17 protein-coding genes are annotated in these 19,221 nt (G+C 41.2%); 2 read left to right on the top strand and 15 right to left on the bottom strand.

The genetic code is table 11. From position 1 onward, the window contains the following. The first annotated feature begins 120 nt into the window (after nucleotides 1-120). Complete coding sequence (locus tag ENH88_RS17610; protein WP_304184223.1) at nucleotides 121-456, top strand: ribonuclease E inhibitor RraB; 336 nt, start codon at nucleotides 121-123, stop codon at nucleotides 454-456. A gap of 22 nt (nucleotides 457-478) precedes the next feature. Here the strand turns inward: ENH88_RS17610 and ENH88_RS17615 are convergent, their stop codons facing one another. From ENH88_RS17615 to ENH88_RS17660, 10 genes are all read right to left on the bottom strand, one after another. After that, entirely contained in the window at nucleotides 479-2,236 is a 1,758-nt protein-coding gene (locus ENH88_RS17615; protein WP_304184225.1) for a DEAD/DEAH box helicase, read from the bottom strand. A 74-nt stretch (nucleotides 2,237-2,310) separates the two neighbouring features. Further along, complete coding sequence (locus ENH88_RS17620) at nucleotides 2,311-2,613, bottom strand: H-NS family nucleoid-associated regulatory protein (protein ID WP_304184226.1); 303 nt, start codon at nucleotides 2,611-2,613, stop codon at nucleotides 2,311-2,313. A 243-nt stretch (nucleotides 2,614-2,856) separates the two neighbouring features. Continuing rightward, nucleotides 2,857-3,627 carry a hypothetical protein gene (locus ENH88_RS17625; protein WP_304184228.1) on the bottom strand — a complete coding sequence of 257 codons (771 nt, stop codon included), beginning with the start codon at nucleotides 3,625-3,627 and terminating at the stop codon, nucleotides 2,857-2,859. A gap of 252 nt (nucleotides 3,628-3,879) precedes the next feature. Next, nucleotides 3,880-4,434, bottom strand: coding sequence for a DUF1439 domain-containing protein (locus ENH88_RS17630; RefSeq protein ID WP_304184229.1), 555 nt, complete (start codon nucleotides 4,432-4,434; stop codon nucleotides 3,880-3,882). 97 nt (nucleotides 4,435-4,531) lie between these two features. Beyond that, on the bottom strand, nucleotides 4,532-7,216 hold the full coding sequence (locus tag ENH88_RS17635) for a DUF349 domain-containing protein (protein WP_304184231.1): 2,685 nt from the start codon (nucleotides 7,214-7,216) through the stop codon (nucleotides 4,532-4,534). Next, nucleotides 7,206-7,487: a YeaC family protein gene (locus ENH88_RS17640; RefSeq protein ID WP_304184232.1), complete on the bottom strand. Its 282-nt coding sequence runs from the start codon at nucleotides 7,485-7,487 to the stop codon at nucleotides 7,206-7,208. The genes ENH88_RS17635 and ENH88_RS17640 overlap by 11 nt, the downstream gene beginning before the upstream one ends. A gap of 1 nt (nucleotide 7,488) precedes the next feature. Next, a complete protein-coding gene (locus tag ENH88_RS17645) occupies nucleotides 7,489-7,815 on the bottom strand; it encodes a hypothetical protein (protein ID WP_304184271.1) in 327 nt (108 codons plus the stop codon). A 129-nt stretch (nucleotides 7,816-7,944) separates the two neighbouring features. After that, the gene (locus tag ENH88_RS17650) at nucleotides 7,945-9,456 is read right to left on the bottom strand and encodes an alanine/glycine:cation symporter family protein (protein WP_304184234.1); all 1,512 of its coding nucleotides are present in this window, start codon (nucleotides 9,454-9,456) and stop codon (nucleotides 7,945-7,947) included. 321 nt (nucleotides 9,457-9,777) lie between these two features. Beyond that, a complete protein-coding gene (locus ENH88_RS17655) occupies nucleotides 9,778-10,908 on the bottom strand; it encodes a M14 family metallopeptidase (protein ID WP_304184236.1) in 1,131 nt (376 codons plus the stop codon). Between the two features lie 210 nt (nucleotides 10,909-11,118). After that, a complete protein-coding gene (locus ENH88_RS17660; protein ID WP_304184238.1) occupies nucleotides 11,119-12,561 on the bottom strand; it encodes a glyceraldehyde-3-phosphate dehydrogenase in 1,443 nt (480 codons plus the stop codon). A gap of 176 nt (nucleotides 12,562-12,737) precedes the next feature. On the opposite strand from ENH88_RS17660, the gene ENH88_RS17665 reads away from it, so the two are divergent. Beyond that, complete coding sequence (locus tag ENH88_RS17665) at nucleotides 12,738-13,538, top strand: DUF2989 domain-containing protein (RefSeq protein ID WP_304184239.1); 801 nt, start codon at nucleotides 12,738-12,740, stop codon at nucleotides 13,536-13,538. Nucleotides 13,539-13,606: 68 nt separating this feature from the next. Here the strand turns inward: ENH88_RS17665 and ihfA are convergent, their stop codons facing one another. From ihfA to ENH88_RS17690, 5 genes are all read right to left on the bottom strand, one after another. Then, nucleotides 13,607-13,900 (bottom strand): integration host factor subunit alpha, encoded by a 294-nt coding sequence (ihfA, locus tag ENH88_RS17670; protein ID WP_016707763.1) that lies wholly within the window; start codon nucleotides 13,898-13,900, stop codon nucleotides 13,607-13,609. A 2-nt stretch (nucleotides 13,901-13,902) separates the two neighbouring features. Beyond that, entirely contained in the window at nucleotides 13,903-16,290 is a 2,388-nt protein-coding gene (gene pheT, locus ENH88_RS17675; protein ID WP_304184240.1) for a phenylalanine--tRNA ligase subunit beta, read from the bottom strand. A 15-nt stretch (nucleotides 16,291-16,305) separates the two neighbouring features. Further along, nucleotides 16,306-17,286, bottom strand: a complete 981-nt coding sequence (pheS, locus tag ENH88_RS17680; protein ID WP_192541605.1) for a phenylalanine--tRNA ligase subunit alpha — start codon at nucleotides 17,284-17,286, stop codon at nucleotides 16,306-16,308. A gap of 155 nt (nucleotides 17,287-17,441) precedes the next feature. After that, nucleotides 17,442-18,152, bottom strand: a complete 711-nt coding sequence (gene hda / locus ENH88_RS17685) for a DnaA inactivator Hda (RefSeq protein ID WP_304184273.1) — start codon at nucleotides 18,150-18,152, stop codon at nucleotides 17,442-17,444. Continuing rightward, nucleotides 18,152-19,207 carry a DUF2066 domain-containing protein gene (locus tag ENH88_RS17690; RefSeq protein WP_304184243.1) on the bottom strand — a complete coding sequence of 352 codons (1,056 nt, stop codon included), beginning with the start codon at nucleotides 19,205-19,207 and terminating at the stop codon, nucleotides 18,152-18,154. The genes hda and ENH88_RS17690 overlap by 1 nt, the downstream gene beginning before the upstream one ends. Nucleotides 19,208-19,221 lie beyond the last annotated feature (14 nt).

Consider the following 19,221-nt stretch of genomic DNA (forward strand, 5'->3'; position numbering starts at 1 on the left):
ATAGTACCATATTGAAACCACTTCACGCAGTAACTCAAATGTGAAAATTAGTACGCTTATGTGCTGGATTTTGGTTACAATAGTCATTACTAATTTGAAATAATTTTATTGAGTTTTTAAATGCACTTTCCTGATGATGACAATGGCCAACTTTTAGCTGAAATCGCAGCTGCAGGCATAGATTTAGCCCAGATGCACAAAATTGATTTCTATATTTTATTCGAACAAAAAGTAGATGCTGAAAAATTTGCCACAGCGATAGTAGAAGATGAGCTTGCACCTACAACCGAATTAGTGCAATGCAAAGACACTGGTATTTGGGAAGTAGTAACTCAGGTACAAATGGTGCCAGATCACACTTTACTTGGCCAAACTGAGCAGTATTTAGAAAGTATCGCCAATGGCTATAATGGCTATGGTGACGGCTGGGGATTAATGGATGGCGACGACGCCTAAAACAAAAAATCAGTTAAGTTTATTAACCACTTAACTGATTTGCCTTTCTAAAATTTCCTTGGTAATCAAATAGTTTATCCGCAACCTTCCAGCCATATTTTTTACTCTTTCTGGCAATCACAAAATCCGGTGCTACCAGCTGTAATTGTTTAGCAATGACTTGCTGCGCCGATTTAAACTCTGTCGGTGCAAGACCTTGCGCGGTACGCTTAGCAAATTGTTTATTAAACGCGTAACGCGCCGCTGATTTTGAAAAGTCATATACTTCATCACAACTGGCACCATCTTCATCATAATAGGTGATCTTTATTATCTGCTCATTACTTGCAAGGCTTTCAACACTTAAACCACTACAACGCAGCACTAATGCATCTTTTAAGTTAAGTGCCGCCCGTAATTTATCATCCGGATCAGCCATTACTGCATGGCAAGCTTGGCACATACGCGCAGCAATATCATTTTCTGCGCCGCACGCTTCACATTCTTTAAAACGAAATCGATAGTCGCATTGCTCTTTTAAGCCGTCATCATCTTCAAGCAAACCTTGACAGCGGCGGCCAAAATGTTCAACGACTTTACCTTGGCTATCGGTTTTTCCCCAAAAAATATTGGCAAAACCACAGCCAGGGCACTGTACTTGTACTGGCTCGTTATCACTGTCGCCCTTTTTACTGCCTACCTCTGGGTAAAACAAATCAAAACCATTCCCAGCATAATCAATGACTAAACATTCCGTTTTTCCTTCACTTAAACGCAAACCACGACCGACAATTTGTTGATATAGACTAACCGACTCGGTCGGCCGTAATATAGCAATAAAATCCACATGCGGGGCATCAAAACCGGTAGTCAATACTGATACATTAACAAGGTATTTTATCCGCCGCTGCTTAAACGCCATAATGATCTGGTCACGTTCAGCGTTAGGTGTATCACCCGTGATCAAAGCCGCTTGTTGATCGGGCAAATAGCCATAAACTTCTTTTGCATGCAACACGGTGGCTGCAAAAATCATGATCCCTTTACGTTGCTCACTGTACTCAATGACTTGCTGCATAATGGCTTTGGTAGCACGACTATTTTTTGCCAGTAATTGATTCATATCATCACCCGTATAGCGTCCGAATGAATCACTTTGCAAAGACGAAAAGTCATAGTGGCTAATTGCAGCATCGATTTCCCGCGGCGGTGTTAGATACTGATGTTTAATCATATAGCGCAGCGGTAGTTCAAAAATGCACTCTTGGAATGGGCTGACCTTATCACCTCGGACAAAACCATGGTAATGACGATAATACACCCAGCCGATCCCCATACGATAAGGTGTGGCAGTTAACCCCAACACTTTTAACTGCGGGTTATGTGCTTTTAATGCCAGAATCACTTTCTCGTATTGACTATCTTTATCACCACTGACACGGTGACATTCATCAATGATCACTAACGAATAGTGCTGATCAAGTTGCTCAATATTTCGTGACAACGATTGGATACTGGCAAAGGTGACCTGATGTGCTAACGACTTTTGTTTTAAACCCGCAGAAAAAATACTCGCTTCAAGACCAAAGCTCTTATATTTTTCGGCGTTTTGTTCAACCAGCTCTTTAACGTGGGCAAGTACTAAAATTTTTTGTCTGGCAATGCGCGCCAACTCAGCAATAACTAAACTTTTCCCAGCACCGGTAGGTAATACGATTAAGGCAGGCTCTGAGGTTTTACGAAAATAAGCAACGGTGCGATCAACCGCTTCTTGTTGATAAGGGCGTAATACATACGTCATGGTGGCAACTTAAAGGAGCAATAACAATGAGGAGTAATTTTCAGCAAAGTAAGGGGCTCGCGGCCCCTCTGCTATTAAGCTAGATGTTTGGTTAGTTCAACACCTTGGAATGCTTTAGGACGTTTACCACGGCCAGTCCATTCAACAGTTTCACCTTCAAATTCGATACGGTATTTTGGCATTACTTTAGTGCGTTTATCATTTGCACCTTCCTGAAGGTCTTCAACAGTTAAGCCTTTCGCTTTTAATAAATCAAGGACTTCCTGTTTCGCTTGTTGTTGCTCTGTATATTTTGCGATTGCATCTGTTAATAATGCTTGTGCTTTCTCTAAGTCAGCAAGACTCGCTGATTTTATAAACGCTTTAATTTCTTTCATTTTCGACTCACTAAATTGTAAAGTTATAAATTAGATTTGATTCAAGTAAATTATAAGCCTATTTTTTTAAATAGGCCAAGCTGATTAATCAGTTTTTAAGGATTTTATTTAAACTAAGATTAATAATAAGATGAGTATAGTCATTCATTAAAGTTAAGTGGTTTATTATTCACTTTATCAGCGCTGAAAAGTGTACTTAACATGCTTAATTACATAAAATCATTTGATCACTTTATAATAAAACTACATCGATGTTATTAGCGTTTCAAACCGCTCAGCTAAACCAATATCATTAATATTTTTTTCAAGAGCAATAAAATAGGATTGCTTTTTGTCAGTCCAGGATAGACTCGAGTACGCATTATCGCTATTGTCTTTAAGTACATAAAGGATACCTGGATGGTTATTGACATAATAATTAACCGCATCCGCATCAAGGTATACGCCACTGCTTTGACTAAAACTAAACACTTTTATAATCACAGTACCAAACGTATCATTTTTGACAACCTGAGTTAACTGATCCCAACCGCTACCGGCAATAAAATTTCCGCCAACGGTTTTACTCATAACAGTAAATTCTTGTTGCACCAATATATTATCTAAAGCGACTGTGTCACCTGCAAATTGCTGCGACAAATTAGTTTGGTCTGCGATTGATTGCGCAGCCATAATTTCAGGTTTTAAGCTAAGCAGAAATAGTTCATGGCCATATTTGTGCTCTGCAATCAGTTTTGCAATATCTTTGATCTGAGATGTGTCTACTAACGCAAAACCATTGGTTTTAGTCTCTACAGCAAGCCGCACATAGCCGGTATCTTGAGCTGCATTAATGTTATCATGTTCGTGCAGAGCAATTGGTGTTTCTGTAAAAGAGAACACCTGAGCGCCCTGCTGTTGCGTTGGATGTTCAGCAAGAAAAGGATTAGCATTTAAATCGGGCTCATTAGCAAAAGCTACAACCGAGAATACAGCAGTCATAGTTACACTGAATATCACGTTACATTTTTTCATAATAGGCTCTTTATCCATAAAGAAGGCAATTAAGGGTGATCAACTAACAATTAGTATAGTCGATTAAATACACAATTTGTACCTATATAATAAATTTATTCTTTTAATTTACATTACCCGGCTCGGTTATAAACAGCAGCCCTTATAGCGCGCGCCTTCCCTTATAAATTAAGCAGTAGCATTTAATAATAACCTTATAGATACAAAAAAGCCCTGTACAAACAGGGCTTTTTTGTATCTGAATAATATAGTTTAAATGCTAGGTACTAATTTAATTGCGCCCTGCTCTACTTTCATATCTAAAGGCAGCTTGCTTAATAATGCGACTTTAGGGTCATTCATATTTAGTTTATAGACCGGATTTACAGCTAAAAACCCGTTAATAACTTTCATTGCTTCATCATCAAGAACCGCTAAATTGCCCTTAAAGCCACCAGCGTCAATGGTTGAATCAAGCAATTTTACATTGCGTAAAAATACTGCTTTCTTCTCACTATCATAAAAAGGGGCACCTTCTATTTGCAACTTTAAGCGCACCGGATATTTAAGCGCAAAGGCATTTATAACGGCGCTTGAATCTGCGCCAAGCACCACTACATCTCGATTATCAGGGCCTACATTCACGCTTAAATCATTCACATCAAATTGCACGGGTAAGCCCATCAAACTCACTTTTTCACTGAGCTTTGGCAATTGTTGGTTAAGCACTGTTTCAATCTCACTGCTAGTAAATGAATAAACAGCAACACCGTTAGTGGTATTACACGCTGAAAGTAATAAACAGCCAATTAATAAAATATACTTCATTATTTTTCCTTTACTATAATATTATCGTCAATAACTAAATAAAAATAAAAGCCGCACAATGGCGGCTTTTCTGCAATGGATAGCGCACTGGTATTGTTTAAATGCTAAATACCGCTTTTAAACGAGTTAGTGTGTCAGCATCAACTGAACCTTGACTGAGTGCCAGCAGCTGTTTTAAGTAATAATGTAAGTCTGCTTGTTCACCGCGATGTTTATCATCAAGCATCGCAACTTGCTCTGCCATACGTGAAATCCCCTCGGGGCTGCTAACATTAGCAAGAATTTCCATTCTTACTAATAGCTGTGCAACGCTTAGCTGCGTATTAACACTACTTTGCCACTGTGCTGGAATTGCTTGTTGGCTTTGCAGCGCACTAAACAAAGCCGCGAAATCGGCTTGTGCCGCTTGCTCTGTAACAGCAGCTAGTTTATCGTCAATATTAGCCAATAACTTTTGCATACGATTATTTAGTTCTTTGCTACCGTCAAGAGCAACCACCTTAGTGCGTAAATCCAGTAATTGTGCTTTTTGATTCACTGCTGGTAACGCATCTTCAAGCTCAATTAACTGGCTTGTTATTACGGCGTTGTCGGCTGCTTGTTGCTGTTTATGCTGAGCAAACTCTTCGCTGCGTTTAGCAAAGGTGACATCGTTAAATTGGCGGAATTTTTGCCATAATGCATTTTCAGCTTTCACGCCAGCAAAGCCAATACCCTGCCACTGCTGCTGTAATTCTTTTAGCTGCTGACATGCGCCCGCTAAGTCATCACTTTGCGCTAGCTGTTGCGCTTGCTCTACAAGTGCATTTTTTGCTGCTGCATTACCTTTGTGAAAGGTATTTAAGGTATTGAATACTTGCTGCTGCTGTGCTTTATATTGCGTTTGTAATGCACGATATACTTTAGGCTCTACATTACCGGCATTACGCCAGGCTTTATTGATGCGGTTGTATTGGCTTTCAAACTCTTTCCAATCAAACTCATCGCTCGTCGTATCACTAGTGGCCAATAACTTCATTTCACCAATAATAGCGTCGCGCTCAAGTTTCATCGTTTCGCGTTGTTGTTCAAGCTCAGCAAAATGTTCACGACAAGGGGCAAATAATAATTCTATCTTGTCATCAAACTCTTTTCCTTGCGCCTGCTCTTGCTCGGTATCTAAACGGCCGAGCTCATTCCAACGACGACGTAATGTTTTCACTTCATTTGCACGCTGCTTGGCATCTGTGCAAGGTTGTGCAAGTAATGCGGTGATCTCCGTCAGTAACTCTTCACGTTTAGGCGCAGACGCATATTTTTGCCAATCACGAGCATTATCTAATTGTTGCTCAAGATCTGCTTTCACTTTTTCAAGGCTTTGCTGACTATTCGCTGTTAAGGTGTCATACAACTCAATAAAGCCTTTAAAAACACCAAACGCAACATTAAAACGCCCTTGTTCAATTAAGCGCTGTACATCACGTCCTTTACGAGCAGCAAGTTGCTGGTTTTTAGTTAATTTATCACTGATAGGCGCAACAGCCGTATGCCAACGTTGCTGCTGCTGTGCAAGTTGGGTTTTAAATGGCCCTTGTAAAGGCTTAGGTAACTGAGCTAGAGATGCATTCGCCGCTTTATATGTCTGCTTAAAATGACGATTCGCGTCATCGTAATTTGCTTGTTCAATAGCATCGGTACTTATGTTAGTCAGTTCAGTTAATGCCACCTTGAATGCACTGATCGCTTCACTAAGTTCTGGTAATTTAGCTACTTGCTTAAACAAACTCGTTAATCGCGTGGTGATTTGAAGTTTTTGTGCGCTGTCTGACAGTTCACTTTGCGCCAAGCTATCTTGTGCTTGTGTCACTTTCGCTTCTAACCAATCTTGCTGTATTTGTTCTGGTGTTTCTAAACCCAGTTGTAGTGCATTTTCAATTTCATCGCTGAGAGCTTCTAAATTTGCCAGTGCTAACAGTTGCCGCTGCTGTAACGCCAAACGTTGCTGTTGCTGATCATGCGCAGCTTGTAGTTGGCTTACTAACTCATTAAGCTTGTCGGTCAGTAGCGTGTATTTAGTTGCAACTGTGTCACGTTGCTCTGAGCTTAACCAACTAAGTTCTAGCGCTTGCCATTGCTGAGTTAACTCACCGTATTGTTGAGTCACTACTGCAAAGTCTTGCTTCTCACGTAATGCATTAAGTTTTGCCAAAATAACACGGCTTTCACTTTGTACTTTTAATGGCATTTCAACGGCTAAACGCTCATTTTCTAAATGCGTTTGCAGGGCTAATTTTGCGTCCCCTTGCGCATGCTTTACTAAATTTTTCACTAATTGATGAGTGATCACTTGTTCAACAAGATACACTTGTAGTTCACTTGAGCCTTCTTTAAACGCTTTTTCAACCAGCTTTGGATTGGCTAAACGTTTTAATAACTTCGCTCTTACTTGTAGTTCTTTTTCTGCAAACGCCAATTTTTCGAGGGTTTTAACAGGAGCAAAACGCTCTATATATTCATTTTTAATTTGACTCGACAGCTTACTTTCATCATTCAGTACAGCATTCGATATATGCTGCTCGGCTAATTCTTTTAAGCTTTGATCTTGTTTATATGCCTGCCACCACAACACTAAATCATTTACTTTAGTCAGTGCTTTTTTACGAATTTCTGCTGAACTATCTTCAAGTGCTAATGCATTTAAAATAGTCGCATCACGCTCTACATCGAGCTTTTCAATTGCCTCTAAACGTACTTGTTGCTTTGGGTGCTTCCACTTTGGGGTAAAAAGGTGTTTAAAGATCATGTTCACTAAACCTTGCTATTTCGTTTTCTGCGGTGAATTCTTTTTGCAATTGTGCTTTGGTTTTTTGCACCATTTCACCATTAGAACCAATGGTAAATTGCTCATTTGTTTGCGCAACTTTAGCTTGATAAAGCATCACTAATTGCACTGTCTGCTGTTTTTGCTCAGAACTTAGCACAGTGCCATCAGGCCATTTTCCTGTTGCCGCACCATACTGTAAGCGTTCGAATAATTCTGGGGTAATTGTTTTTACAAGATTGTCGATGTTCATGTCATTTTTTCTTTTTCAGCATCACTAAAATAACGCGATTAATTAAATACCAAATACAACCGATAGCAATGGCTGCTGCGCATGCGTACCACGTTGGCGTTTCGGGTTCTGGTTGCAAAAAGTACAAGCTAAAGAATCCACCTAAAAATATGAGCAGCGCAAAAAAAGAATGATTCATAAACATTTGTTGTTTTTGAATACGTTTTTCGCGTGCTAGCTGTTGACGTTGCTCGTCATCAAGCTGCGCTACATTATTATCACAGTGTGGGCACTGTTTATGTTTATCGGATATTGACTTATTACAACTAGGACAACTAACAATCGCCATATCTTTCTCCATACTTCGCATAAAAAAGGCGCCTTGCGGCGCCCTTTATTGTACGTGTTTTATTTGTCGTTGTCTTTTTTCAATTGCACCCAATCGGTGTGAATCAAAAAACAGCTTTGATCACACTGTTTAGTCTTTAGACTCAGTATCTTTAGCTTGTTTTGCAAGACGTTTTTCCCAGAAAGTAGCATTTTTGATGCCTAACTTAACCGGATCAAATGTAATTGGGCCGCCATTTTTCTTTTGGTCTTCATAGTCGCGCAAGCATAACAGTGCAGGCCTTGCGACAAAAAATATCGCCAAAATACCCAAAATATTGATCCACGCCATCAAACCTACGCCAATATCACCAATACTCCAGATATAACCAGAGCTGTTAACCATGCCATACGATACCATAAACATAATCACTAACTTCACAATAACCAGTGGGATGCTGCCTTTAAAATAACGATTTAAATAGGCAACATTGGTTTCTGCAATATAGTAATAAGCAAGTATTGTAGTAAACGCGAAGAAAAATAATGCGATCCCGACAAATGCTTCGCCAAAACCACCAAACACGCTAAATAATGCCATTTGCGTAAAGGCAGCTGAGCCAACCTCAGTTGCAGCATCAACGTTTTGCACAATAAATTGGCCCGCAGGTAATTCACCCACGACATTGTATTGCTGAGTGATTAAAATCATTAACGCAGTCGCAGTACAGACAAAAATAGTATCAACATACACAGAAAAAGCTTGCACTAAACCTTGTTGAGCTGGGTGATCAACTTCGGCTGCTGCCGCTGCATGCGGTCCAGTACCTTGACCCGCTTCGTTAGAATAAATACCGCGTTTTACACCCCAACCAATAGCTGCACCAAAGCCCGCCTGAGCGGTAAAAGCATCAGTTATGATTAACGAAAAAATATCCGGCACCTTATCAAGATTTAAAAACACCACGATTAAAGCCAGTATAATGTAGCCTAACGCCATAAATGGCACCACAATCTGGGTAAAATTGGCAATACGTTTAATACCGCCGAAGATAATGAACGCTAATACAATCAGAATAATGGCCAATGCAACCAGTTTAAAACTGCCTACATCACCAAAACTGGTTGTTACCATAATGCCATCACCAAAAACTTGCGTGAAAGCGTTACCAACAGCATTCGCTTGCACGCCGGGTAAGAACACCCCACAGGCGATGATTGCCGACACTGCAAATAAGATAGCCAGCCATTTTTGTTCTAAACAACGGTCAAAATAATAAGCTGGGCCACCACGATATTGGCCGTCTTCTTCGGTTTTATAAATTTGCCCGAGTGTTGATTCTGCATACGCGGTACTGGCACCTAAAAAAGCCACCACCCACATCCAAAAAATAGCCCCTGGGCCACCAAAACCAATGGCTGCTGCTACCCCTGCAATATTACCTACACCGACTCGCCCAGATAATGAAACAGCGAGTGCCTGAAAAGACGAAATACCGGTATCTGAAGTATTCGGACTAAATAGGAGTTTACACATTTCTTTGAAATGTCTAATTTGCGCGAAACGGGTTAATACGGAATAAAACAGACCTGCGCCTAGACATAAGAAAATGAGTGCATTACTCCAAACTATGTCATTAACGCTGCTTACAAAAGCTTCCATGGATATCCTCACTAGTTATATTTATTATTTATAGTTACGGTACTGTGCTTGAGCGACTCAGAATGCGCGACTGATTGCTGAAAAGTAAGATGTCATTGGTATAAGAACACAGCGCCTACTTCTCTTTTCAATTTGTTGAATATTAACTTAAATCACCCATCCTTGTTAACAGTTAATTATCAAAAGAGCTAATTAGACTGCGCTAACACAGATGTAAAGCGATTAGGCGAACATCTAATCGTCATTAGTGTGTTCGAAAGATCACGCCATAAAATACTTAAACAAAGTAAAAAGGGCATCATTAAATGATGCCCTTTTCTATTAACGCAGCTTGTCAACAACATTGACGATGGCTGCCAACGTATCTTGACCAAATTGATACGAGCGGCGATCTGACCAACCATAATCTGGATCAGGTAAGCCATCGTTATCTTTAAATGGCATTTCAACCGTGTAAGCAAGCGCTTTAAATTCTTCTGCAACAGCCGATGAAGCCACCGTTAGATTGGCTTGACCTGGCTCATCTTTCGGGTAACCGTGGATATCTTGAAACTCAGGAGTCACTATGTGCAATGCCGCTTTAAAACTGTCTTCTAAGTCTTTTAAGCGCGCATCATAGCTTGGGATACCTTCACTGCCGGCAACAAAGTTATAGGGGATCGCTTCATCCCCGTGGATATCTAAGTGCATATCAACACCGGTCTCACGCATTTTATTTAGCACTAAATATACTTCAGGGCTATTTTCCATGCTTGGGGTTTGCCATTCACGGTTTAAATTCACGCCTTTGGCGTTAGTACGTAAGTGACCACGTGCGCTACCGTCAGGGTTCATATTTGGTACTATGTAGAAAACCGCTTTTGATAACAATGCCGCGGCATGCGGATCTTCGTCATCTAATAATTTATGCAATACACCTTCAACAAACCACTCAGCCATCGTCTCGCCTGGATGCTGACGCGCAGTGATCCAAATTGTCTTTTTATTCTCGTCGCTTTCGCCACCAATGCGCAATACGCTCATATCACGGCCATCAAGCGTTTCACCTAAGGTTTCAAGCTGACAGGCTTCTTGGCTTTGTGCCCACGTAATAAGATCTAAATGACGCTCGTAGCTATATGGGGCAAAGTAAGCAAAATAAACAGTGCCACATTCTGGTTCAATCTCAAATGATAAACTGCCATCAGCATAGTTTGAAGGAACCCTAAACCAGGTTTGCCGATCATACGATGCAACCGCTTGATAGCCATCCCAGCCATCTGGGTACGCTGAATTCTCAAGATTATTGATATGTAATTTATGGCTTTGAAAAGGCGTTGTTTCTAAACGGAAATGGAACCACTGGAAAAAATCAGATAAATGATCTTTATTGATCTCAAGTTGAATATCGAGTGGATCGGTCGCGGCAATGACCTTGATATTGCCACTGTCAAAATTACTGGTGATTTTCATTTTATTAAACCTATTATATGAAAAATTAATCACTAACCTATCGCTTGTTAGTTAGAAATTAAGCAACGCCCTAATGTAATGGACGCATTGTTATTAAAATGTAGCAAACTAGAGACAGCCTACCACATGGCTTGGGTTTTGAAAAAACATTCACGACTAAAAAAGCCAGCGAATGCTGGCTTTTTGTAAAGATTTTTAAGCTATTGCCTATTAACGCGGCAAGCTAGGGAATGAAACCTCAGCCATATCGCGCATACAACGCACAACTTGGCAGCTGTAACCAAATTCATTATCGTACCAAACGTACAGTACAATACGGTTGTCATCAACGATTGTTGCTGTTGAATCAACCACACCCGCATAACGACTGCCCACTAAATCTGTAGATACAATTTCAGTCGAAGCCGTGTAATCAATCTGGTCGCGTAACTCTGAATGCAGAGCAGCATGGCGTAAGAACGAGTTTAGTTCTTCAACCGTAGTGCTGGTAGCAAGGTTCAGGTTTAAAATAGCCAAAGACACATTAGGGGTAGGAACACGGATTGCGTTACCGGTTAATTTGCCTTCAAGCTCTGGTAATGCTTTTGAAACAGCTTTCGCTGCGCCAGTCTCAGTGATCACCATATTAAGCGCTGCGGCGCGGCCACGACGATCCGCTTTGTGGTAGTTATCAATCAAGTTTTGGTCATTCGTGTACGAGTGCACTGTTTCGACGTGACCATTGTTAATACCAAACTTATCATTCAGTGCTTTTAATGTTGGTGTGATAGCGTTGGTGGTACAGCTTGCTGCACAGACAATTTTATCTTCAGGCAGAATATCTTGGTTATTAACACCATATACGATGTTTTTGATATTACCTTTGGCCGGTGCTGTTAATAATACTTTTGCAGCGCCTTTTGATTTTAAATGCAAACCAAGGCCAGCTTCGTCTTTCCAGATCCCAGTGTTATCAACGATAAGCGCATTGTCGATTCCATAAGAGGTGTAATCGATTTCATCTGGTGAATTAGCATAGATAACTTGGATGTAGCTACCGTTTGCTTTAATAGCATTACGTTCTTTATCAATGGTAATAGAGCCATTGAATGGACCGTGAATTGAATCGCGACGTAATAAACTCGCACGCTTTTCAAGGTCGCCATCTTTACCACCACGCACCACAATGGCACGTAAGCGTAAGTCAGCATAAGGACCTGATTTTTCAATTAACAAACGCGCTAATAAACGGCCAATACGACCAAAACCGTAGAGCACCACATCGCGTGGCTCTTTGGCTTGTGAGTTGACAATTTCAGCTAGCTCGTCGTTTAAATACTGTTCGATAGAACGACCATTTGCAGCATCGTTAAATAAATAACCATAGGCCAGTTTACCGATATCAATACGTGCAGAGTTTAAATCCATTTTGCTGATCGCTTCTAAAAATGGGAAGCTTTCGCGTAAACGTAATTTAGTGCCTTCAAATTGTGCCACTGTTTTGTGAGATTTAATGATATCAATTGTACTGGCATTAACGAGAGGACGGCCATATACAGCGATTTCAATACCGCGATTACGATATAGCTTACCAATGATAGGTTGCATGCTTTCAGCGTAATCTTGGCGTTCTTGCCAACTATTTGTGTATTCTAACTCGTGAGATGAGGTCATTTTATTTACCTAATTAAACAATTTTTGAACGGATAGCCTTAAGACATATTGTGTTTTGAGAGCAATACGCCTCAGTGGGCAGCGCTATTCTAATTTAAACTAACTTTATTCTCCACTGTTAGAGAGCAATTCATTAAGCTAGAATAATAAAGAAATTATTAAAATGGGGTTAAAGGATGTTGCTAAGAGCAAGTGTTTTACTGAGTTTGTTGGCGTTGACTGGATGTGAAGAGCCTTTAACACTTTCCAAGGTGTGTGAAGATACACCGGGGTTATGTAATGATTTAAATAAAGACAGTCACTGTAAAGCACTGCGTGCCGAGGTGATCATGGCCCGTTACCATGAATACAAGCACCCTACTGATGACAATAAATACTTACTATTAAAAGATTTTGAAAAATACGGTCAATGCGTCTCGCTGGCAGCAAAAATTGAGCATATAAAATTAAAAGAAAAAACCACCTCCCGCGTGGAAGCTCATTTAACCAGCATCAAAGAAATGACGCGACTTTATCAAGATACCCAAAATACCAATCACCCAGGCTTATTGTATTATCAATGGTCACGCAATAATAACCAATCGGCACTGACTAAATTACTAGCCCTTGAAAACGATCCTAGCGTGACTGAAGACGCTGAAATCCAGTTTTTCTTAGCCAGTTACTATATTAAGTTTGATGAAGAGAAAACCATTGATTTACTGTATAAAACCTTAGAGCTAAATAAAGCAGATCAAATCCCAAATCCTGAAATTTACACCACCTTGATCAGTTTATTTTATAAACATGAAAAATATAAGCACGCCTATACGTTTGCTAAAGTCGCACAACTTTCTGGGATAACCAATGTTGAAATATTCCCGATTGAACAGCAGCTCACAGCCGCAGGGAAAAGTTTGAACGGATTAGATACCCTCGCACAGCAAACCTATGACAGTATTCAATCAGGACAGTTTGTCTCACCGCGAGAATTTTGATGCGCTACGATCACTGATAAATTTGCGCAGTAGCAAAGAAAAAGGCAGCTTACGCTGCCTTTTTTAATTTATTTGCTCGTGCCAACTTCAACACGAGTTTTGAGCTTTTGACCCGGTCTAAAGGTCACAACACGTCGCGCCGAAATAGGAATGTCTTCCCCTGTTTTCGGGTTACGGCCAGGCCTTTCTTTCTTGTCACGAAGATCAAAGTTACCAAATCCAGAGAGCTTAACCTGCTCGCCTTTTTCAAGCGCTGAGCGGATTTCTTCAAAAAACGCTTCAACTAAATCTTTGGCATCCTTTTTATTGATCCCCAATTTTTCAAATAGGTGTTCAGCTATGTCGGCTTTAGTAAGCGCCATATCTAGTCCCTCAACGATGCATTAAACTGTTCGGCCAGTGCGGCCACCACGTTATCAACTACTAGATTGATATCTTTCTCTTCGAGCGTTCTATCAACCGCTTGCAGTGTTAGAGCAATCGCCAAACTCTTATAATTTGGCTCAATACCTTTGCCCTTATACACATCGAATAAGTTTAGGTCAACCAATTGATTTCCGCCAACTTTTTCTATCACTGATAAAATGTCGCCAGATTTCACCTGATCTGCCACTAAAATAGCGATGTCGCGGCGGTTTGAAGGGAACTTCGAAACCCCAACTGCCTCTGGTAAATTTCTTTTTTCAATAGCAGACATTTCAATTTCAAATACATAAGTCGCATTATTGATATCTAACGATTTTTGTACTTGTGGGTGAATAGCTCCAAAGAAGCCCACCTTTTTCCCTGCAACATAAATCACTGCAGATTGACCAGGATGTAAACCATCTGATTGTTCTGCTTTGATCTCAAAACGCGTTATATCATTGGTTAATGCAAGTAATGCTTCAACGTCGCCTTTTAAGTCATAAAAATCAACAGCGCGCTTTTCTTCAAGCCAATGTTCACCATGGGCAAGACCAGTAATAGCACCACCGATAACTGCAACTTGGTTTACGCCATTTTCTGCATGTTCATCAGGTAGAAATTTAAGGCCATGCTCAAATAAACGAATACGTGGTTGTTGACGGTTTTGGTTATACATTACTGACGCAAGTAGCCCTGGCATTAAACTGACACGCATTGCCGACATTTCAATTGAAATTGGGTGTGGCAAAATAAGCGCATCGCTATCTGGATGTAAAATAGCCTGTGCTTTAGGGTCAACAAAGCTGTAAGTGATCGCTTCTTGATAACCACGAGTCACTAACGTATTGCGAAATTTATTCACTGCAATATTGGCTTCGTTATGGGTGGTCATTTTTAATTTAGCGGTTGGTGCTACGTTTGGAATACTGTTGTAACCATATACGCGAGCAACTTCTTCAATTAAATCTTCTTCGATGCGAATATCAAAACGGTAGCTAGGTACATCTGCACTCCACACACCATCGACAATTTTCACATCAAGCCCTAAACGGGTGAGAATGTCAGTTACTTTCGCATCATCAATATGATGACCAATAACACGGTCTAAACGCGCACGACGAAGACGTACTTCAGTGACCTTAGGCAGCTTATCTTTTGCAACAGCTTCAACTACAGGGCCGGCTTGACCGCCTACAATCTCAAGCAATAAGGCGGTTGCACGTTCCATTGCATCATGTTGCAGTGCAAAATCCACACCGCGTTCATAACGATGCGATGCATCAGTGTGTAAGCCGTAGCTGCGAGCTTGACCTGCGATAGCAACTGGATTGAAAAACGCACTTTCTAAGAGAATATCCGTTGTTTGCTCGGTAACGCCTGATTGCTCACCGCCAAAAATACCAGCAATCGCCAATGCTTTGTTATGATCCGCAATAACCAGCGTTGATTCATTTAATTTTGCAGTGTTGCCATCTAGTAATACCAGCTCTTCACCGGCATCGGCACTACGAACTTTAATGCCGCCTTCAATGGCACTTAAATCAAATGCATGCATTGGGTGGCCAAGTTCGATTAACACATAGTTAGTTACATCTACCACAGGATCAATAGAGCGTACGCCACTACGGCGAAGCTTTTCAACCATCCACAGCGGCGTTTCTGCGTCTAGGTTAATGCCTTTGATCACCCGACCTAAGTAACGCGGACAGGCGTCTTCATTTACCAGTTCAATCGATACTTTGTCATCAATTGTTGGCGTAACCGCAGGAATGTCTAGTGCTTTAACATCAATACTGTTAAGTACGCCCACTTCACGGGCAATCCCTTTAATACCAAGGCAATCGCCACGGTTCGGGGTTAAATCAACGTCAATGATGTTGTCATCAAGGCTTAAGTACTCACGTAAGTCGGTGCCCACCGGTGCATCGAGGGGCAACTCCATGATACCGTCGCCTTCTTCGCTAATGCCCAGCTCTACGAACGCACACAGCATACCGTGAGACGGTTGACCACGCAGTTTGGCTTTTTTAATTTTAAAATCACCCGGCAATACTGCACCTACGGTTGCAACGGCCACTTTAATGCCTTGACGACAGTTTGGCGCACCACAGACGATATCTAGCAGCTCATCGCCACCGACATTAATTTTTGTTACCCGTAGTTTATCTGCATCAGGGTGTTGACCACATTCAACCACTTCACCAACAACAACGCCTGAAAATTTTGCCGCAGCAGGCTCTACACCATCGACTTCAAGGCCAGCCATTGATAACTGTTCCGCAAGAGCCTGCGTGTCAATTGCAGGATTAACCCACTCTCTTAACCACTTTTCACTAAATTTCATGTTATTTCTTCACTCTTAACGGAACTGATTAAGGAATTTTAAATCGTTTTCGAAAAACGCACGTAAGTCATTTACACCATAACGCAGCATGGTTAAACGCTCTACACCCATACCAAAGGCAAAACCAGTGTACTTTTCAGGGTCAATGCCTACTGATTTAAGTACATTTGGGTGCACCATTCCGCAGCCTAATACTTCTAACCATTTGCCATCTTTGCCCATTACGTCTACTTCCGCTGAAGGCTCTGTGAATGGGAAGAATGAAGGACGGAAACGAATTTCCATGTCTTCTTCAAAAAAGTTACGTAAGAAATCGTGCAAAATACCTTTCAGCTCAGTGAAGCTTACATCGGTATCAACCATTAACCCTTCCACCTGATGAAACATCGGCGTATGCGTTTGGTCGTAATCGTTACGGTATACACGCCCTGGCGAAATAATGCGCAGTGGTGGTTGCTCAGTTTCCATGGTGCGAATTTGCACACCGCTGGTTTGCGTACGTAAAACCAGTTTTGGATTAAAATAAAAGGTATCGTGATCAGCACGCGCGGGGTGATGTTCAGGAATATTTAGCGCGTCGAAGTTATGAAAGTCATCTTCTACTTCAGGGCCTGATTTAACAGCAAAACCTAATTCACCAAAAAAGCTTTCAATACGTTCGATTGTACGAGTTACCGGATGCAAACCACCCGTTGGCATAACACGACCTGGCAAAGTTACATCAATAGTCTCAGCCGCAAGTTTTTCTTCAAGCGCTTTGCTTGCCAGTAACTCACGCTTTTCATTAATTGCAGCTTGCACATCTTGCTTAGCTTGGTTAATCACTTGGCCGGCTTCTTTGCGTTCTTCAGGGGCAATTTTACCAAGGGTTTTTAATAGGTTAGTGATTTCGCCTTTTTTACCAAGGTAGTTAACCCTGATATCTTCAAGCTGCGCGATTTCACTGGCACTGGCGACCGCCTCAAGTGCTTGCGCTAATATATTTTCTAAGTTCATTCGATACCTGATCTGTCACAGAGGTGATTGCTTTTAAGTAATAGCTAATGATAACTGAAAGCACAGGCTAGATTCTAGACTTTATACCAATCTTATTGAATTCTTTCCCATTCTGATCTAGCAAAATGGGAAGTTAAACGATTTTGCAGAGAAAACTAGAGTTTTAGAGTGGATTTTATAAAGGGAATAGTCAATTTACGCTGTGCAGCCATCGATGCATGATCGAGTTTATCAAGCACATCAAGTAGCGCACGCATATCACGGCTTAAACGGGTTAATAAAAACCGCGCACATTCATCGCTTAATTCAAGGCCACGCATATTAGCACGTTTTACTAAAGCTTCGGCTTTGTCATCATCACTCATGGAACGAATTTGAAATGTGGTGCCCCATTTTAACCGTGATTCAAGATCTGGCAGGCTAATATTTAGCATGTCAGGGAGTAAATCAGCAGTAACGACTAAGCACTTACCCGGTTCATTGAAACGATTAAAAAAATTAAATAAGGCTTTTTCCCAAGCGTCATTGCCAGCTACTAAGTGCACGTCATCAATACATAATACATCAAGCGTATCTAAGCCATCGAGTACCATAGGGCCAAAATCAATCACTTCACGCATGGACAGCAACATGGTCGATAAGCCATGCTCTTGAGCATGAATACAAGTTGCATACAGTAAATGCGACTTACCCGAATCCCCTAACCCACATAAGTAAGTATACTGAAATGTGGTCGCTAAACTTTCAAATGCATTTTTTAAATGGCTCACTTCCAGTGAGTTTTCGCCACCAAAATAAGAGGCAAAGGTCTCATCATCCGGTAATGTTACCGGCAATGCCATTTGCATCGGCTCCATTGTCTGCATTAAAGACCAACCCACTGATACTCTAAGTCGTTTTGCGCTGCCACAGGATAAAAAGCACGCGGGTCAACAAAGGGCTTAAACGCACGGTCCAGCTCTAACGCTTTTTGTAAATCATGCATACTGCCGGTGTGATTTAAAGCAAAACTAACCACCTCTGCTGTACGCGAAATAATGGTCACTTGGGTAACGACACTTAAACTTTGCAACTGACGTTTTGCCAATTCAATATCAACAAAGTTATTGGTGCCTTTTAATTTAAACACCGCTTGGGCAAGCTGCGTTGTAGAATTTGGGTCAACCGCATATTCATTGGCCAAACCTGCTGCTAAGCTATCAATCATTAAGGCTATGGCTTGTTGTTTATCACCGGTTACTCTGTTTGCTTCAAACAGCTCGTCGTTAGTGAAACGCCAATCAAGTAACCACACCTCGCTGTTTGGCTGTTTATATAATCGTGCCGTAATACTACGCTCGGCGCTGTAACGGCTAGACGCCAGCTCTACCGGCTCTGAAAAATTCCCCCACACTTCAGGAATACCCACTAGTGCACGGTCTTGTAAATCAAGTAATGGCACCACCACTGGCAAACCACGCCGCGCTGCGGTGCTGTAAATTAGCTGCTCTAACTGCGGATAGCTTTCTTGGGTTACCAGTTCACGACGCCAGTTATCTTCAATAGCTAGCCAAATTGCGACGAGTGGCCGACGTGTTCCCCACAGTGGCAAGTTAAGTTCTTTGATCAGCGCATTGATCTTGTTTGCCTCAAATTTCACCACGAGATTAAGCTGACCATCGGCTTTTTCGTCGTATTCAAATTTGAGCATGTATTCTGAAATATCTTTACTGCGTTGCTGAGCGGTTGGATTTTTATCCGCATTCGGATCGCCACTGACTTTGACCAGTACGTTAAGTAACGCTTCACGGCTGGCGCTGAGTCGAGCATCGCGGGATTTGTCAGACACTTTTAAGACATCTTGATATAGATCAGTCACTTCAACTGCTGTTGCAGTGAAACTTAGGAACATGGAGGCAATAACAATAAGTAATCTAGGCACAGGACATTAGTTCT

It is taken from the genome of Pseudoalteromonas prydzensis (genome assembly GCF_011050055.1).
GTDB lineage: Bacteria > Pseudomonadota > Gammaproteobacteria > Enterobacterales > Alteromonadaceae > Pseudoalteromonas > Pseudoalteromonas prydzensis_A.

Coding starts and splice junctions, on each gene's coding strand:
- ENH88_RS17610 (WP_304184223.1), top strand. CDS start 121: ATGCACTTTCCTGATGATGACAATGGCCAACTTTTAGCTGAAATCGCA.
- ENH88_RS17615 (WP_304184225.1), bottom strand. CDS start 2,236: ATGACGTATGTATTACGCCCTTATCAACAAGAAGCGGTTGATCGCACC.
- ENH88_RS17620 (WP_304184226.1), bottom strand. CDS start 2,613: ATGAAAGAAATTAAAGCGTTTATAAAATCAGCGAGTCTTGCTGACTTA.
- ENH88_RS17625 (WP_304184228.1), bottom strand. CDS start 3,627: ATGAAAAAATGTAACGTGATATTCAGTGTAACTATGACTGCTGTATTC.
- ENH88_RS17630 (WP_304184229.1), bottom strand. CDS start 4,434: ATGAAGTATATTTTATTAATTGGCTGTTTATTACTTTCAGCGTGTAAT.
- ENH88_RS17635 (WP_304184231.1), bottom strand. CDS start 7,216: ATGATCTTTAAACACCTTTTTACCCCAAAGTGGAAGCACCCAAAGCAA.
- ENH88_RS17640 (WP_304184232.1), bottom strand. CDS start 7,487: ATGAACATCGACAATCTTGTAAAAACAATTACCCCAGAATTATTCGAA.
- ENH88_RS17645 (WP_304184271.1), bottom strand. CDS start 7,815: ATGGCGATTGTTAGTTGTCCTAGTTGTAATAAGTCAATATCCGATAAA.
- ENH88_RS17650 (WP_304184234.1), bottom strand. CDS start 9,456: ATGGAAGCTTTTGTAAGCAGCGTTAATGACATAGTTTGGAGTAATGCA.
- ENH88_RS17655 (WP_304184236.1), bottom strand. CDS start 10,908: ATGAAAATCACCAGTAATTTTGACAGTGGCAATATCAAGGTCATTGCC.
- ENH88_RS17660 (WP_304184238.1), bottom strand. CDS start 12,561: ATGACCTCATCTCACGAGTTAGAATACACAAATAGTTGGCAAGAACGC.
- ENH88_RS17665 (WP_304184239.1), top strand. CDS start 12,738: ATGTTGCTAAGAGCAAGTGTTTTACTGAGTTTGTTGGCGTTGACTGGA.
- ihfA (WP_016707763.1), bottom strand. CDS start 13,900: ATGGCGCTTACTAAAGCCGACATAGCTGAACACCTATTTGAAAAATTG.
- pheT (WP_304184240.1), bottom strand. CDS start 16,290: ATGAAATTTAGTGAAAAGTGGTTAAGAGAGTGGGTTAATCCTGCAATT.
- pheS (WP_192541605.1), bottom strand. CDS start 17,286: ATGAACTTAGAAAATATATTAGCGCAAGCACTTGAGGCGGTCGCCAGT.
- hda (WP_304184273.1), bottom strand. CDS start 18,152: ATGCAGACAATGGAGCCGATGCAAATGGCATTGCCGGTAACATTACCG.